Source organism: Clavibacter sp. CT19 (assembly GCF_027858075.1).
GTDB lineage: Bacteria > Actinomycetota > Actinomycetes > Actinomycetales > Microbacteriaceae > Clavibacter > Clavibacter tessellarius_A.
This window is the reverse complement of the sequence record NZ_JAQHYR010000003.1, coordinates 53,687-67,787: the sequence shown is the minus strand read 5'-3', so window position 1 is coordinate 67,787 and position 14,101 is coordinate 53,687. Positions and strand designations below refer to the sequence as shown.

The window sequence follows — 14,101 nt, the reverse complement described above, 5'->3', positions numbered from 1 at the left end:
GTCGATGCGACGATGACGCCCGCCGAGCTCGTCCGGGCCGGTGACCTGCCCGGCGCGTTCGCCGCCCTCCGCGACGTGCGCGCCACGGATCCCGCCGCCGTCGCCCGCGCGCTCGCCGGCCGGATCCGCCGCCCGCTGATCCGCGACGACGGCCGCCTGCTCATCGTCGCCGCCGACCACCCCGCGCGCGGCGCCCTCGGCGTCGGCGACGACCCGATGGCGCTCGCCGACCGCTACGCCCTGCTGGAAGGCCTCGCCACCGCCCTCACCCGCGACGGCGTCGACGGCGTGCTCGGCACCCCGGACATCGTCGACGACCTCGCGCTCCTCGGCCTCCTCGACGACAAGGTCGTGGTCGGATCCATGAACCGCGGCGGACTCCGCGGCGCGACCTTCGAGATGGACGACCGCTTCACGGCCTACGACGTGGACGGGATCGTGCGCGACGGACTCGACTTCGCCAAGACCCTCGTGCGCGTCAACCTCGGCGACGCGGGCACCACGGCGACCCTCGAGGCCAACGCCCGGGCCGTCGACGCCGCCGTGCGCGCCGGCCTGCCGATCATGCTCGAGCCCTTCCTGAGCGCGTGGCAGGACGGCCGGATCGTCAACGACCTGTCGGCCGACGCCGTCATCACGTCCATCGCCATCGCCTCGGGCCTCGGCTCGTCGTCCGCCCGCACGTGGATGAAGCTGCCGGTCGTCGACGACATGGCCCGCGTCATGGCCGCCACCACCCTGCCCACGCTCCTGCTCGGCGGCGATCCGCAGGGCGCGAGCGAGGACACCTGGGCCGGCTGGGAGCACGCGCTCGGCCTCCCCGGCGTCCGCGGCCTCGTCGTCGGGCGCACGCTGATCCACCCGGCCGACGGTGACGTCGCCCGCGCGGTCGACCAGGCCGCCGCCCTCGTGCACGGCCGCGCCCGCTCCTGACCCCGAAGACCGACCCGACCCGCTCGCCACCCGCCGACCGCCAGAGGACACCATGACCGACACCGCCCCGCTCCCCGTCGTCCCGCACTGGATCGACGGCGCCCGCTCGCCCTCGACCTCCGGCCGCACCGCGCCCGTCTACGACCCCGCGCGCGGCGTCGTCACGAAGGAGGTCGCGCTCGCGGACGCGGACGAGATCGCGCGCGCCGTCGCGTCCGCGCACGCCGCGTTCCCCGCCTGGCGCGACCTCTCGCTCGCCAAGCGGCAGGCGATCCTCTTCCGCTTCCGCGAGCTGCTCGAGGCCGAGAAGGGGGAGCTCGCGGAGATCATCACGTCGGAGCACGGCAAGGTCGTGAGCGACGCGCTCGGCGAGATCACCCGCGGGCAGGAGGTCGTGGAGTTCGCGACCGGCCTCGCGCACCACCTCAAGGGCGAGTACTCGGAGCAGGTGTCGACCGGCGTCGACGTGTACTCCACGAAGCAGCCGCTCGGCGTCGTCGGGATCATCTCGCCGTTCAACTTCCCGGCCATGGTGCCGATGTGGTTCTTCCCCATCGCCATCGCGGCCGGCAACACGGTGATCCTGAAGCCGAGCGAGAAGGACCCGAGCGCCGCCATCTGGATCGCCGAGCTGTGGAAGCGGGCCGGCCTCCCCGACGGCGTCTTCACGGTGCTCAACGGCGACAAGGAGGCGGTGGACGGTCTGCTCGCACACCCGGACGTGCGCGCGATCTCGTTCGTCGGATCCACGCCCATCGCCCAGCACGTCTACGAGACGGGCACGAAGCACGGCAAGCGCGTGCAGGCCCTCGGCGGCGCCAAGAACCACATGCTCGTGCTGCCCGACGCCGACCTCGACCTCGTCGCCGACTCGGCCGTCAACGCGGGCTTCGGCTCGGCGGGCGAGCGCTGCATGGCGATCTCCGTGGTCGTCGCGGTCGAGCCCGTCGCGGATGCGCTCATCGAGCGGATCTCGACGCGCATGACCGGCCTCCGCGTCGGCGACGGCCGCCGCGGCTGCGACATGGGCCCGCTCGTCACCGAGGCGCATCGCGACAAGGTCGCCTCCTACATCGCCATCGCGGAGGAGGACGGCGCGCGCGTGGTCGTCGACGGCCGCGGCATCGAGGTCGACGGCGAGGCCGACGGCTTCTGGCTCGGCCCGACCCTCATCGACGAGCTGCCCACCAGCTCGCGCGCCTACACGGAGGAGATCTTCGGGCCCGTGCTCGGCGTCGTCCGCGTGCGCTCGTACGAGGAGGGCGTCGCGCTCATCAACGCCGGCGCGTTCGGCAACGGCACCGCGATCTTCACGAACGACGGCGGGGCCGCGCGCCGCTTCCAGAACGAGGTCCAGGTCGGCATGATCGGGATCAACGTCCCCATCCCCGTGCCCGTCGCCACGTTCTCGTTCGGCGGCTGGCGCTCCAGCCTCTTCGGCGACACCAAGGCGCACGGGGCCGAGGGCGTGCGGTTCTTCACCCAGCAGAAGGCCATCACCAGCCGGTGGCTCGACCCGTCGCACGGCGGCGTCGACCTCGGGTTCCCGCAGACCTGACCCTGACCCGCACCACCGCCAGCACCCCATGACGACGACGGAGACGAGCATGACGACGAACGAGTGGCTGCACCCCCGCGGCACCCTCGGCCGGGACGGCTGGGAGACCGTGGTCGACGGATCGGTGCCCGGCTGGGAGCACACCGGGCTCCGGGTCGCGGTGCTCGCCGACGGCGACGCGCTCGAGCTGCCCGCGTCGGGCGTCGAGCGCATGGTCGTGCCGCTCGCGGGGTCCTTCGCCGTGCGGCACCGCGAGGGCGACGGCGAGGAGCGCGTCACCGACCTCGACGGCCGCGCCTCGGTGTTCGCGGGGCCGACCGACGTGCTCTACCTGTCGTGCACGTCGAGCGCGGTGCTCACCGGATCCGGCCGCGTGGCCGTCGCCGAGTCGCCCGCCACCCGGCGCGTGCCGAGCCGCCGGATCGCCCACGAGGAGGTGCCCGTGGAGCTGCGCGGCGCCGGCCGGTCGAGCCGCCAGGTGCACAACTTCGGGACCCCCGGCACGCCCGGGTCCCTCGACGCCGAGCGCCTCATCGTCTGCGAGGTCGTGACCCCGGCCGAGAACTGGTCGAGCTACCCCGCGCACAAGCACGACGAGGAGAGGCCGGGGGAGGAGTCGGAGCTGGAGGAGGTCTACTACTTCGAGACCGCCGTCGGGAAGGGCCTCGAGGCGCCGGCCGACGCGGATCCCTTCGGCCTGTTCCACACGTCCTCGTCGCCCGCGGGGGAGATCGCGATCGACGCCGTCGCGCGCACGGGCGACGTCGCGCTCGTGCCCTACGGCTACCACGGGCCCGCGGTCGCGGCGCCCGGCTACGACCTCTACTACCTCAACGTGATGGCCGGCCCGGGCGCCGACCGCGCCTGGCTCATCAGCGACCACCCGGCGCACGGCTGGATCCGCGGCACCTGGGCCGGGCAGGAGATCGACCCGCGCCTGCCGTACCTCGCCGACGACGCGACGCCCGCACACGACCAGGAAGCCCCGACCCGATGACCGAGCCCACCACCCGGATGACCGTCAGCCAGGCGCTCGTCGCGTTCCTCGCGGCCCAGTGGACGGTCGACGGCGACCACCGCGAGCGCACCATCCCGGGCGTCTTCGGGATCTTCGGCCACGGCAACGTCGCCGGGATCGGCCAGGCGCTCATGCAGGCGAACGCGCAGGATCCCGACCTCATGCCGTACCACCAGGCCCGCAGCGAGCAGGCGATGGTGCACCAGTCGGTCGGCTTCGCGCGCATGCACCGGCGGCTCGCGACCTACGCGAGCGCCGCCTCGGTCGGGCCCGGCGCCGCGAACATGCTCACGGGCGCCGCCCTCGCCACGGCGAACCGGCTGCCGGCGCTGCTCCTGCCGAGCGACACCTTCGCCACCCGGGTCGCGGATCCGGTGCTGCAGCAGCTCGAGCACCCGCACGACACCGGGATCAGCGTGAACGACGCGTTCCGTCCGCTCTCGCGCTTCTTCGACCGGGTGCAGCGGCCCGAGCAGCTGTACTCGATCGCGCTCGCGGCCATGCGCGTGCTCACCGACCCGGCCGAGACGGGCGCCGTGACCATCGCGCTGCCCGAGGACGTGCAGGCGGAGGCGCTCGACGTGCCGCTCGCGTTCCTCGCGCCGCGCGAGTGGCACCTGCGCCGGCCCCTGCCGGAGCGCGGGCCGCTCGCCCGGGCCGTGCAGGCGATCCGCGACGCGCGCACCCCGCTCATCGTGGCGGGCGGCGGCGTGATCTACTCCGGCGCCGAGCAGGCGCTGCTCCGCTTCGCCGAGTCCACCGGGATCCCCGTCGGCACGACGCAGGCCGGCGGCGGTGCGCTCGTCTGGGACCACCCGCAGTACCTGGGCGGCATCGGCGCCACCGGATCCACCGCCGCGAACCGCCTGGCCGCCGAGGCCGACGTGGTCATCGGCATCGGCACGCGCTACTCCGACTTCACGACCGCGAGCCGCACGGCGTTCCAGCGGCCGGACGTGACCTTCGTGAACGTCAACGTCGCCGCCTTCGACGCCTACAAGCACGGCACGCAGCTGCCCGTGATCGCCGACGCGCGGGAGACCCTGGAGGCGCTGACCGACGCGCTCGCCGGCACGCGCGTCGACGCCGCGTACGCCGACCGCATCGCCCGCGAGAAGCGCGAGTGGGACGCGCTCGTCGACCGCGCGCTCGCGCCCACGGGCGGCGCGCTGCCCGGCCAGCCCGAGATCATCGGCGCCGTCCAGGCCGCGAGCGACCCGCGCGACGTCGTCGTGCAGGCGGCCGGATCCCTGCCGGGCGACCTCCACAAGCTCTGGCGCGTGCGCGACGCGCTCGGCTACCACGTCGAGTACGCGTTCTCGTGCATGGGCTACGAGATCCCCGGCGGGCTCGGGGTCAAGCGCGGCGCGGAGGCGTACGGCGACGACCGCGACGTGATCGTCATGGTCGGCGACGGCTCGTACCTCATGCTGCACACCGAGCTCGTGACCGCGGTGGCCGAGGGGATCAAGATCATCGTGGTCGTGATCCAGAACCACGGCTACGCGTCCATCGGCCACCTCTCCGAGACGGTCGGCACCGAGCGCTTCGGCACGCGCTACCGCCAGCTCGACCCGGCGACGCGGAACTTCGAGGGCCGCGAGCCGCTGCCCGTCGACCTCGCGGCGAACGCGCGCAGCTACGGCGTCGACGTGATCGAGGTCCCGCCCGGTCCCGACGCCGCCCGCGACCTCGGCGATGCCGTGCGCCGCGCGAAGGCGTCCGACGGCACCACCGTGATCCACGTGGAGAGCGACCCGCTCGTCTACGGCCCCGACGGCGAGGGCTGGTGGGACGTGCCCGTGCCCGGCGTCTCCGAGATGCCGTCGACGCAGGCGGCGCACGCCGAGTACGTGGAGCGGAAGAGGGCGCAGCGGCCGCTGCTCGGCTGACGGGGTCGCGGTCGTCGCGACGGCCCTGGCCGCCCGGATGCTATTTCCTATAGGATCTGGATCCCGGGCATCCGGGACCCGACGACCGCGATGGAGCAGCATGCCGGAGACGACCGCGACGACCGTGACCACCCCGGGATCCCCGGCCGCGCCGGCGTTCACCGCCGCGGACTGGCCCATCGCCACGTGCCTGCACGGCTTCGCGACGGTCGGCCGCGACGGCGTCGCCCTGCACGACGCCGACACCGCGGTCTGGGACCGCATGTTCGCCGACATCGCGCGCGAGGGCTTCACCCTCGCCGAGCTCGCCGACAGCCACATCCGGCCCGCGGACCTCGACCCGTCCCGCCGCGACGAGCTCGTCGCCGTCGCCCGAGGCCACGGCGTCGGCATCCCGTCCGTGCACCTGCAGCGGCAGAGCGTGATCATGCCGGGACACGAGGAGCGCAACCTCGCCTACGCGCATCGCACCATCGACGCGATCGCCGAGATGGGCATGGAGGTCTTCTCGACCGGGCTGCACCAGCCGTTCAGCGACGCGCAGCGGAAGGCGCTGTGGTTCTGGACCGCCGAGGGCCCGAAGGACCCCGACGATCCGGAGGTGTGGGCCGCCGCCGTCACGCGCCTCCGTGAGCTCGGCCGGCACGCCGCCGACCTGGGCCTCCGGATGGCGCTCGAGATGTACGAGGACACCTACCTCGGCACCGCGGACAGCGCCGTTCGGCTCGTGGAGGAGATCGGCCTCGACAACGTCGGCCTCAACCCCGACGTCGCGAACCTCATCCGCCTGCACCGCCCGGTCGAGAGCTGGCGCGAGCTGTACGCGAAGACGCTGCCGTACGCGAACTACTGGCACGTGAAGAACTACATGCGCGACGAGGCGGCCGACGGCAGCTGGGCCACGAGCGTGCCCACCACCATGAGGGCCGGCCTCATCGACTACCGGCAGGTCATCCGCGACGCGGTCGAGCTCGGCTTCGACGGGATCATCCTCACCGAGCAGTACGGCGGCGACAGCCTCGGCGTCTGCGCGGAGAACCGCGACTACATCCGCACCCTGCTCCCGCAGGGCGCACGAGGGGAAGGGGCGTCATGAGCGACGCGCAGAGCACGCCGAAGGACATCGCCATCGTCGGATCCGGCTACATGGGCGGCGGCATCGCGCAGGTGCTCGCGCTCGCGGGCGCCCGCGTGCGCATCGCCGACATCTCGGAGGAGATCGCGGTCGCGAACCACGCGCGCCTCATCGCCGAGGCGGAGCGGTTCGTCGCGGACGGCCTGTTCCCGGCGGACGCCGTGGAGCGGATCCGGGCGGCCGTGACGCCCGCCGCGTCCATCGAGGAGGCCGTCGCCGACGCCGACCTCATCGAGGAGGCCGTGCCGGAGAAGCTCGAGATCAAGCACGCGACGCTCGCGCGGATCTCGGCGGCCGCGCGGCCCGACGCGATCATCGGGTCCAACACCTCCACCATCCTCATCGGCTCGCTCGCCGAGGCCGTCACGAACCCGGAGCGGTTCCTCGGCGTGCACTTCTCGAACCCGGCGCCGTTCATCCCGGGCGTCGAGCTGATCCCGCACGCGGGCACCGACGAGTCCGCCATCCGGGCCGCCGAGGCGCTCGTCGCGTCCACCGGCAAGGAGACCGCGCGCGTCACGGACTCCACGGGCTTCGTGCTCAACCGCCTCCAGTACGCGCTCTTCCACGAGGCGACGCAGATCGTGGAGGAGGGCATCGCGACCCCCGAGGACATCGACACGATCGTCCGCACCACCTTCGGCTTCCGCCTCCCGGTCTTCGGCCCGTTCGCCATCGCGGACATGGCCGGCCTAGACGTGTACGCGTTCTGCTACGCGTCGCTGCAGACCCGCTGGCCCGAGCGCTTCGCGACGCCGGCGTCGCTGCAGGAGCACGTCGACGCGGGCGAGTACGGCACCAAGACCGGATCCGGCTACCTCGACGTGCCGGCCGAGCGCACCGAGGCGCTCGTCGCATACCGGAACAAGGCGTACGTGGCGATCAAGCAGCTGATGGACGAGCTGGGGCCGGCGCCCGTCGGGTAGGGGAGCGTCAGCCCGCGGGCGCGTCGTCCGCGTCGCGCCGCGACCGCTCCCGCACCCGCTCGATGTGCTCCCGCATCGCGGCGGCCGCGGCCTCGGGGCCCTCGGCGACCGCGGCGATGATGGCCCGGTGCTCGTGCACGGCGTCGTCCGCGTCGTGCACGCCCGTGCGGAGGTTCTGGCGCATGCGGTGCACGCGCGTGGAGATGGCGTCGGACATGTCGAGGAGGAAGGGGTTGCCGGTGGCCTCGAAGATGCGGTGGTGGAAGTCCCAGTCCACGACGAAGTACTCGCGGATGAGGCCGACCGGCATGTCGGCGGCGTCGCCGGATGCGCGGATCCGCCGGGTCGTCTCCTCGTGCGCCGCGAGGGCCTCCTCGAGCGCGGGCACGAGGCGCGCGGGATCCGCGGCGGCCAGCGCCGTCGCCCCGCCCTCGAGCACCAGGCGCGCGTCGAACAGCGCCTCCAGCTGCTCGCCCGCGATGGGCGGCGCCACGCGGTAGCCCTTGTGCGCCTCGCGCGCCACGAGCCCGGTGCGCTCCAGCTGCACGAGCGCCTCGCGGACCGGAGTCGGCGAGACGTGCAGCTCGCGGGCGATCTGGTCGATGGCGAGGCGGGAGCCGGGCTCCATCTCGGAGCCGAGGAGCATGTCGAGCACGAGGTCGTAGACGCGGTCGCGGAGGCCGCGACGCGCGTGCATCGAGGAGGCGTCGAGCGGGAGGCCGGTGGTCACCAGGACAGTCTGCCGTCACCCGGGTCGTGGTCCGGCCGGGACGCCAGTGCGTGCACCTCGTCCAGCACGGCCGCGAGGCCCGCGGGATCGTGCGCGCGGCGTCCGAGGAACAGGCCGTCGACGTCCTCCGCGATGCGCGTGAGGAGCCCGGGCCCCGCGCTGCCGCCGTAGATGACGGCGGATCCGGGGTGCGCGTCGAGCTCGTCGACGCGCGCCCGCAGGCGGCGGCACACCGCCGTGATGTGCGCGTCGGACGCGGGCTCCTCGGCCCCGATCGCCCAGAGCGGCTCGTACGCGACGACCACGCGCCCGCCGTGCACGCGCCCGCCGTGCCCGTGCCCGCCGTGCCCGCGCTCCCGGGGCAGGGCGAGCGCGTCGTCGAGCTGCCGGACGCACGCGGAGGCCGCGCGATCCGCATCCCCGCGCTGCTCCTCGCCGACGCAGAGGATCGGCACGAGCCCGTTCCGGAGCGCCGCATCGGCCTTCCGCCGCACGACCTCGTCCGTCTCGCCGAACAGGCGCCGCCGCTCGGCGTGCCCCACCTCGACGAAGCGGCAGCCCGCCTCGGCGACCTGCCCGCCCGACACCTCGCCCGTGAAGGCCCCGGAGTCCTCGGCGGCGAGGTCCTGCGCTCCCACCGCGGCGAGACCGTCGAGGATCCCGACCGCGGCCGGGACCGACAGGTGCGAGGGCAGCACCACGAGCTCCGCCTCGCCGCCCGCGGTCGCCGGGTGCGTCCGCGCGACGTCCGCGACGGCCCGGCACCACGCGACCGTCTCCGCGTGCCCGAGGTGCATCTTCAGGCTCACCCCGACGAACGTCGGCCGCCGGGCCGGATGCGCGGGCACGGCCCTACTTCGCCTCGTACGCGCGGATCTCGTCGACCTTGTCGTTCGACGCGCTCGTCGCATCGAACTCGTACGTCAGCCACTCGCGCACGTTCCGGCGCGCGAGCTCGAGCCCCACGACGCGCTGGCCCATGCAGAGCACCTGCGCGTCGTTGGAGAGCACGCTCCGCTCCACCGAGAAGCCGTCGTGGGCGGTGGCGGCGCGGACGCCGGCCACCTTGTTCGCCGCGATGGCCATGCCGAGGCCCGTGCCGCAGATGAGCACGGCCCGGTCGGCCTCGCCGCGCGCGACCATCTCCGCGGCCGTGGTCGCGACCGTCGGGTAGTTGGTGTGGCCGTCCGCGTCGACGCCCACGTCGACGACCGACACCACGAGGTCGCTCGCCTCGAGATCCGCCTTGATGGCCTCCTTGTGCTCGTAGCCCGCGTCGTCCGCGCCGACGACGATCCGCCATGTCCTGCTCATGCGCTCCTCCTCCTGATGGTCCTGCTGGTGCGTGTCGTGCTGGTCGTGCCCGTCGTGCGGGGGCCGGCGGCTGCCGGGTCCCGGGTCAGCCCTCGCCGAGGCTCCGGCCGACCGCGGTGGCGATCAGCGCGAGCGACACCGCTCCGGGGTCGGGGGTCCCGACCGAGCGATCGCCGTGCGACCGCGCGCGGCCGATGCCGGGCTTCAGGGCCGCCGTCGCGTCCGCCGCCTCCCGGGCCGCCGTGCTCGCGGCGGCCCACGCGTCGCCGAGCGGGGCGCCGGATCCGAGCCGGCCGGCGAGCACCTCGGCGAACGGCACGAGCGCGTCGACCATGGTCTTGTCGCCGACCGCCGCCTTGCCGTGGCCCATGACCGCGTCGCGTGCGGCGCCGATCCCGGCGCTCACCGCCTCCGCGGTCGCGGGGACGTCGCCGTCGTCGGCCAGCGCATCGCCGACCGCCCGGAGGATCAGCCCCCAGAGCGCGCCGGACGTGCCGCCGCCCTTGTCCGACCAGGCCTCGCCCGCGATCCGGAGGACGGTGCGCGCGCCGGCGCCCGCCTCGACGGCCGCGGTCGCCCGGGCGGAGGCCGCGCGGGATCCGCGGAGCATGCCGATCCCGTGGTCGCCGTCGCCCGCGACCGCGTCGAGCCGGCCGAGCTCGTCGGCGTGCTCCTCCAGGGTGGCGCGCACGGCGTCGAGGGCCCCCGCGATCCGGCCCGCCGCCCGCCGCGAGGCCTCGGACGCCTCCGGGATCGCGTCCTCCGCCTCGTCGGCCTCGCGCGCGTCCACGGTCTCGAGCGCGGATCCGTCGAACGCGCCGCTGCGGAACGCCGGGGTGTCTGCGGGGGCGGTCCACAGCCGCTCGAGCTCCTCGTCGAGCCAGAACAGGGTGAGGGAGGCGCCGGCCATGTCGAAGCTGGTGCAGAACTCGCCGACCTGCGGATCCACGAGCACGACCCCGGCCTCCTCCAGCAGGTCCGCGACGCGGGTGTAGACGACGAACAGCTCCTCGGTCTTCACGGAGCCGAGGCCGTTGAGCACGGGCACGACGCGGGCGCCGCGCACCTCCACGCCGTCCGGGATCTCCGCGTCCGCGAGCAGGTGCTGCACGAACAGCTCGGCGAGGCCGTCGGCGGACGGGATGTCGGTCTCGTCGATGCCGGGCTCGCCGTGGATCCCGAGCCCGACCGCCATGCGCCCCTCCGGGACGGAGAAGAGCGGCTCGTCGGCGCCCGGCAGCGTGCACCCGGAGAAGGCGACGCCCATCGACCGGGTGCGCGCGTTGGCGAGGCGGGCGACGCGCTCGGCGTCGTCGAGGTCGTAGCCCGCGGCGGCGGCCGCCCCGGCGGCCTTGAACACGGTGAGGTCGCCGGCGATGCCGCGGCGCTTGGCCTGCTCGTCGGGGGAGGCGCTGAAGATGTCGTCGGTGACCACGACGGTGCGGCAGTCGATCCCGTCGGCGCGGACGGTCTCCTGCGCGTCGTCGAAGTGCAGCACGTCGCCGGCGTAGTTGCCGTAGAGGAGGAGCGCGCCGCGGCCCTGCTCGCTCGAGCGGATCACCGACTCCACCTGGTGCGACGAGGGCGAGGCGAACAGGTTGCCCATCGCGGCGCCGTGCGCGAGGCCCGGTCCCACGAGTCCGCCGAACGCGGGGTAGTGCCCGGATCCGCCGCCGATGACGACGGCCACCTCGGCCTCGGGCGAGCGGGTCGAGCGCGAGACGCCGCCGTGCACGCGGCGCACCCAGCGGCCGTTGGCGCGGACGAAGCCGTCCGTCATGTCGTCCGCGAAGTCCGCGGCGTCGTTCCACAGTCGGGTCATCCGTGCAGTCCTCCTCGTCGAGCACGCGAACGTTCCGAGGAGATCCTATAGGATATTGGATCCGAGGTGGCGGGTCGGATCAGCCGTCCGTCGTGCTCGTCCGCAGCGCCTCGGCCGCCACCTCGCGCAGCCGCCGGGAGGTCTGCCGGGCCTCGCGGCGCAGCACCGCGAACGCCTCGTCGACCGAGATCCCCATCCGCTGCGCCACCGCGCCCTTCGCCTGCTCGATGACCACGCGGCTGTCGAGCGCGTGCTGCAGCTGGTCGCTGAGGAGCTGGCTGCGGTCGAGCGCGTGGTGCTGGAGCACGCTGAGGGTCGCGAGGTCGGCGAGCGTCTGCACGAGCGCCGCCTCCCGGTCGCTGAGCGCGCCGGGCTCGGTCGAGAAGAGGCAGAGCGATCCGAGGGTGCGGCCGCGCAGCCGCATCGGCGTCGCGTGCACGGCCCGGAACCCGCGCGCCTCGGCGATGCGGGAGAACCGCGGCCAGTCCTCGAGCCGGTCGTCGAGGTCCGCCACCTCGATGGCCTCGCCTTCGCGCACGCAGTCGAGGCACGGGCCCTCATCGGTGCCGAGCTGCGCCTCCTCCACGTCCGCCGCGCGCTCGCTCGTCGAGGCGACGACGTGCAGCCGCCCGGACGCGTCCGCGAGCACGATGCCGCCCTCCGCCGCCGAGGTGTGCCGCGTGCTGGCGGTCACGAGGTCCGCCAGCGCGTCGAGGATGTCGGACTCGGCGAGGCTGTCGGCCAGCGCGCTGAAGACGTCGTCGGGATCGCTCACCCCTTCCACGTTAGGCCGGGAACGCGGCGGTGGGGAGGGGCGGAGGCGTCAGGACGTCTCGTCGCAGGCGGCGAGGATCGCGCTCGGGCCGTCGGCCGCGCCCGCCTCGTCCCCCGCCTGCACGCGCGCCACGTCGAGGATCCGCACCGCCTCCGCCGCCGTGACGGTCCACGTGAGCGTCGCCGTCACGGTGGCCGTGTCCTCCTCGGACACGCCCGTGCCGGTGAAGTCGACGCGCACGTCGCGGGTCTCGCGGCTGAGCACGTGCGCCTCGGCGACGGCCTCCAGGATCCGGTCGTCGTCGTAGGGCAGGTTGGTGATGGCCATGGCGGCCCTTCCGATCGGGGTGCGGGTCTGCGGGACGCGGTGCGTCAGGGGGTGGTCGAGCTGTCCGGGGCGGCCGCGGGCTCGCGGACGAGGTGGAGGCCGGCGGACGTGTTGGCGGCGAGCATCATCGCCTCGACCCACGCCATGTTGATGGAGGGCGCGCGTCCGCCGAGGTAGACGAACTCGAGCGGGATCTCGGGGGCGATCCAGATCGTGCGGCGTCCGTCGCCCTCGGAGGCGGGGTTCTTCCAGGAGAACGCGAACGCCTCCTTCCGCCGGAGCTTGTTGAGGATCACGATCTGCAGGTGGGCGAGCGCCCGGTCGTCCATCTCGGTGCGGGTGCCGGAGTCGTAGACGAGGTGGCCCATGCGCGGCTCTCTCTCGGGTGTGGAGCAGCGGGCCCGTCCCGCGTGCGCGCCGTCCGCGGCCGGGTCCTCCGGCGGGATGCCCTCGGACGCGGCGCGCGACGAGCTCGCGGGGAGCGGCTCGATGGCGTGGATCGAGCCTAATCACGCGGGCCCGCATCTCGCCGCGCGCGCGGCCGACTTCTTCACTTCCCGACCAGGCGTCGGCATTCGCCGGGCCGGCGGAGGTGAGCCCGGGACGACGCTGTGGTGGGGTCGTCCCGGGCTCGGCCCGCAGCGTCGTCCGGGTCCGCTGCGGGCGGGATCGCGCGACCGTCGGCCCTCGCGGGCGGTCTCGGTCGCGTCCTCCGATTCGGGTTCGTGCGGGTCCACGATCCTGGTGCCGACGGTAGCGGCAGGTCGCGTCGTCCTGCTCGCCCGGGCCTGACCCTTGACTCGCGGAAGCCGATTCTGCTACCGGATCCGACCCCGACCCCTGCCGCCGGGGCGACCGGCCGACGGGCCTAGCGGTCGACGAGCGTGATCTCGAACGAATAGAGGTCCGGCCGGTAGCAGTGCTGCCCGTGCTCCACGGCGCGGCCCGAGCTGTCGAACGCCGTGCGCGACATGGTGAGCACGGCGCCGCCCCGGGGCAGGTCGAGCAGGCGGCCCTCGGACGCGGTGGCCGCGCGGGCGCCGATGCGTTGCTTGGCGACCCGCATGATCACGCCGCGGCCGCGCAGCAGCTGGTACAGCCCGCGGGTGGTGAGCTCCTCGGGATCCAGGTCGACGAAGGGCTCCGGGAGCACGTTGTCGAGGATCGCGAGCGGCACGCCGTCGGCCGTGCGGAGCCGCGTGAGGTGCAGCACGGGGCTGCCGACCTCGACGCCGAGCGACTCCGCGATGCGCTCGTCGGCCTCGCCGCGCGAGGAGGACAGCAGCTGCGTGGCCGGCTTCTGGCCCTGCCGCTCGAGGTCCTCGTGGAGGCTCGTCAGCTCGACGTTGCGGGTGACGCGGCCGTGCACGACCTGCGTGCCGATGCCGCGGCGGCGGACGAGCAGGCCCTTGTCGACGAGGTCCTGGATGGCCCGGCGGATGGTCGGCCGCGAGAGGCCGAGCCGGGCCCCGAGCGCGATCTCGTTCTCGAGCCGCGCACCCGCGGGGAGCGTGCCGTCGTGGATCGCCGTCTCCAGCAGGTTGGCGACCTGGTAGTAGAGCGGCACGGGTCCGGAGCGGTCGAGCGCGAGGAACAGGTCGGGGGGCAGGATCTGCTCCGGTTGCGTCATCCGGATCGCTCCCTCGGTGTCAGGTCAACGTCTCATCCTGG

Annotated in this window: 14 protein-coding genes; 6 read left to right on the top strand and 8 right to left on the bottom strand. The window is 74.1% G+C overall.

Annotation, left to right across the window (positions count from 1 at the left end; genetic code table 11):
* Nucleotides 1-12: 12 nt before the first annotated feature.
* From PED38_RS04380 to PED38_RS04355, 6 genes are all read left to right on the top strand, one after another.
* Nucleotides 13-933, top strand: coding sequence for a class I fructose-bisphosphate aldolase (locus PED38_RS04380; RefSeq protein WP_442870652.1), 921 nt, complete (start codon nt 13-15; stop codon nt 931-933).
* 52 nt (nt 934-985) lie between these two features.
* Nucleotides 986-2,491, top strand: coding sequence for a CoA-acylating methylmalonate-semialdehyde dehydrogenase (locus PED38_RS04375; RefSeq protein WP_270979974.1), 1,506 nt, complete (start codon nt 986-988; stop codon nt 2,489-2,491).
* Between the two features lie 49 nt (nt 2,492-2,540).
* A complete protein-coding gene (gene iolB / locus PED38_RS04370; protein WP_270979973.1) occupies nt 2,541-3,488 on the top strand; it encodes a 5-deoxy-glucuronate isomerase in 948 nt (315 codons plus the stop codon).
* Nucleotides 3,485-5,401, top strand: coding sequence for a 3D-(3,5/4)-trihydroxycyclohexane-1,2-dione acylhydrolase (decyclizing) (gene iolD, locus PED38_RS04365; protein WP_270979972.1), 1,917 nt, complete (start codon nt 3,485-3,487; stop codon nt 5,399-5,401). Before iolB ends, iolD begins: the two co-directional genes overlap by 4 nt.
* Nucleotides 5,402-5,501: 100 nt before the next feature.
* Nucleotides 5,502-6,497 carry a sugar phosphate isomerase/epimerase family protein gene (locus PED38_RS04360; protein ID WP_270979971.1) on the top strand — a complete coding sequence of 332 codons (996 nt, stop codon included), beginning with the start codon at nt 5,502-5,504 and terminating at the stop codon, nt 6,495-6,497.
* A complete protein-coding gene (locus tag PED38_RS04355) occupies nt 6,494-7,462 on the top strand; it encodes a 3-hydroxyacyl-CoA dehydrogenase family protein (RefSeq protein ID WP_270979970.1) in 969 nt (322 codons plus the stop codon). Before PED38_RS04360 ends, PED38_RS04355 begins: the two co-directional genes overlap by 4 nt.
* A 7-nt stretch (nt 7,463-7,469) precedes the next feature.
* Here the strand turns inward: PED38_RS04355 and PED38_RS04350 are convergent, their stop codons facing one another.
* The 8 genes from PED38_RS04350 to PED38_RS04315 form a co-directional block, all read right to left on the bottom strand.
* Entirely contained in the window at nt 7,470-8,192 is a 723-nt protein-coding gene (locus PED38_RS04350; protein ID WP_270979969.1) for a GntR family transcriptional regulator, read from the bottom strand.
* Nucleotides 8,189-9,001, bottom strand: a complete 813-nt coding sequence (locus tag PED38_RS04345) for a triose-phosphate isomerase family protein (protein ID WP_270979968.1) — start codon at nt 8,999-9,001, stop codon at nt 8,189-8,191. Before PED38_RS04345 ends, PED38_RS04350 begins: the two co-directional genes overlap by 4 nt.
* Before the next feature lie 43 nt (nt 9,002-9,044).
* Nucleotides 9,045-9,506 carry a ribose-5-phosphate isomerase gene (locus PED38_RS04340; protein ID WP_063070215.1) on the bottom strand — a complete coding sequence of 154 codons (462 nt, stop codon included), beginning with the start codon at nt 9,504-9,506 and terminating at the stop codon, nt 9,045-9,047.
* 85 nt (nt 9,507-9,591) lie between these two features.
* Nucleotides 9,592-11,328 carry a dihydroxyacetone kinase family protein gene (locus PED38_RS04335; protein ID WP_270979967.1) on the bottom strand — a complete coding sequence of 579 codons (1,737 nt, stop codon included), beginning with the start codon at nt 11,326-11,328 and terminating at the stop codon, nt 9,592-9,594.
* Nucleotides 11,329-11,407: 79 nt separating this feature from the next.
* Nucleotides 11,408-12,103, bottom strand: a complete 696-nt coding sequence (locus PED38_RS04330; RefSeq protein WP_270979966.1) for a GAF and ANTAR domain-containing protein — start codon at nt 12,101-12,103, stop codon at nt 11,408-11,410.
* A 48-nt stretch (nt 12,104-12,151) separates the two neighbouring features.
* Complete coding sequence (locus PED38_RS04325) at nt 12,152-12,430, bottom strand: hypothetical protein (RefSeq protein ID WP_254654414.1); 279 nt, start codon at nt 12,428-12,430, stop codon at nt 12,152-12,154.
* 44 nt (nt 12,431-12,474) lie between these two features.
* Nucleotides 12,475-12,798 carry a DUF7882 family protein gene (locus PED38_RS04320; protein WP_063070218.1) on the bottom strand — a complete coding sequence of 108 codons (324 nt, stop codon included), beginning with the start codon at nt 12,796-12,798 and terminating at the stop codon, nt 12,475-12,477.
* A gap of 500 nt (nt 12,799-13,298) precedes the next feature.
* Entirely contained in the window at nt 13,299-14,060 is a 762-nt protein-coding gene (locus PED38_RS04315; protein ID WP_063070219.1) for a GntR family transcriptional regulator, read from the bottom strand.
* Nucleotides 14,061-14,101 lie beyond the last annotated feature (41 nt).

What these genes read in the sequence shown, in the direction of transcription:
- PED38_RS04340 (WP_063070215.1), bottom strand. Translation starts at nt 9,506, where the DNA reads ATGAGCAGGACATGGCGGATCGTCGTCGGCGCGGACGACGCGGGCTAC.
- PED38_RS04335 (WP_270979967.1), bottom strand. Translation starts at nt 11,328, where the DNA reads ATGACCCGACTGTGGAACGACGCCGCGGACTTCGCGGACGACATGACG.
- PED38_RS04315 (WP_063070219.1), bottom strand. Translation starts at nt 14,060, where the DNA reads ATGACGCAACCGGAGCAGATCCTGCCCCCCGACCTGTTCCTCGCGCTC.
- PED38_RS04320 (WP_063070218.1), bottom strand. Translation starts at nt 12,798, where the DNA reads ATGGGCCACCTCGTCTACGACTCCGGCACCCGCACCGAGATGGACGAC.
- iolB (WP_270979973.1), top strand. Translation starts at nt 2,541, where the DNA reads ATGACGACGAACGAGTGGCTGCACCCCCGCGGCACCCTCGGCCGGGAC.
- PED38_RS04380 (WP_442870652.1), top strand. Translation starts at nt 13, where the DNA reads ATGACGCCCGCCGAGCTCGTCCGGGCCGGTGACCTGCCCGGCGCGTTC.
- PED38_RS04360 (WP_270979971.1), top strand. Translation starts at nt 5,502, where the DNA reads ATGCCGGAGACGACCGCGACGACCGTGACCACCCCGGGATCCCCGGCC.
- PED38_RS04325 (WP_254654414.1), bottom strand. Translation starts at nt 12,430, where the DNA reads ATGGCCATCACCAACCTGCCCTACGACGACGACCGGATCCTGGAGGCC.
- iolD (WP_270979972.1), top strand. Translation starts at nt 3,485, where the DNA reads ATGACCGAGCCCACCACCCGGATGACCGTCAGCCAGGCGCTCGTCGCG.
- PED38_RS04355 (WP_270979970.1), top strand. Translation starts at nt 6,494, where the DNA reads ATGAGCGACGCGCAGAGCACGCCGAAGGACATCGCCATCGTCGGATCC.
- PED38_RS04375 (WP_270979974.1), top strand. Translation starts at nt 986, where the DNA reads ATGACCGACACCGCCCCGCTCCCCGTCGTCCCGCACTGGATCGACGGC.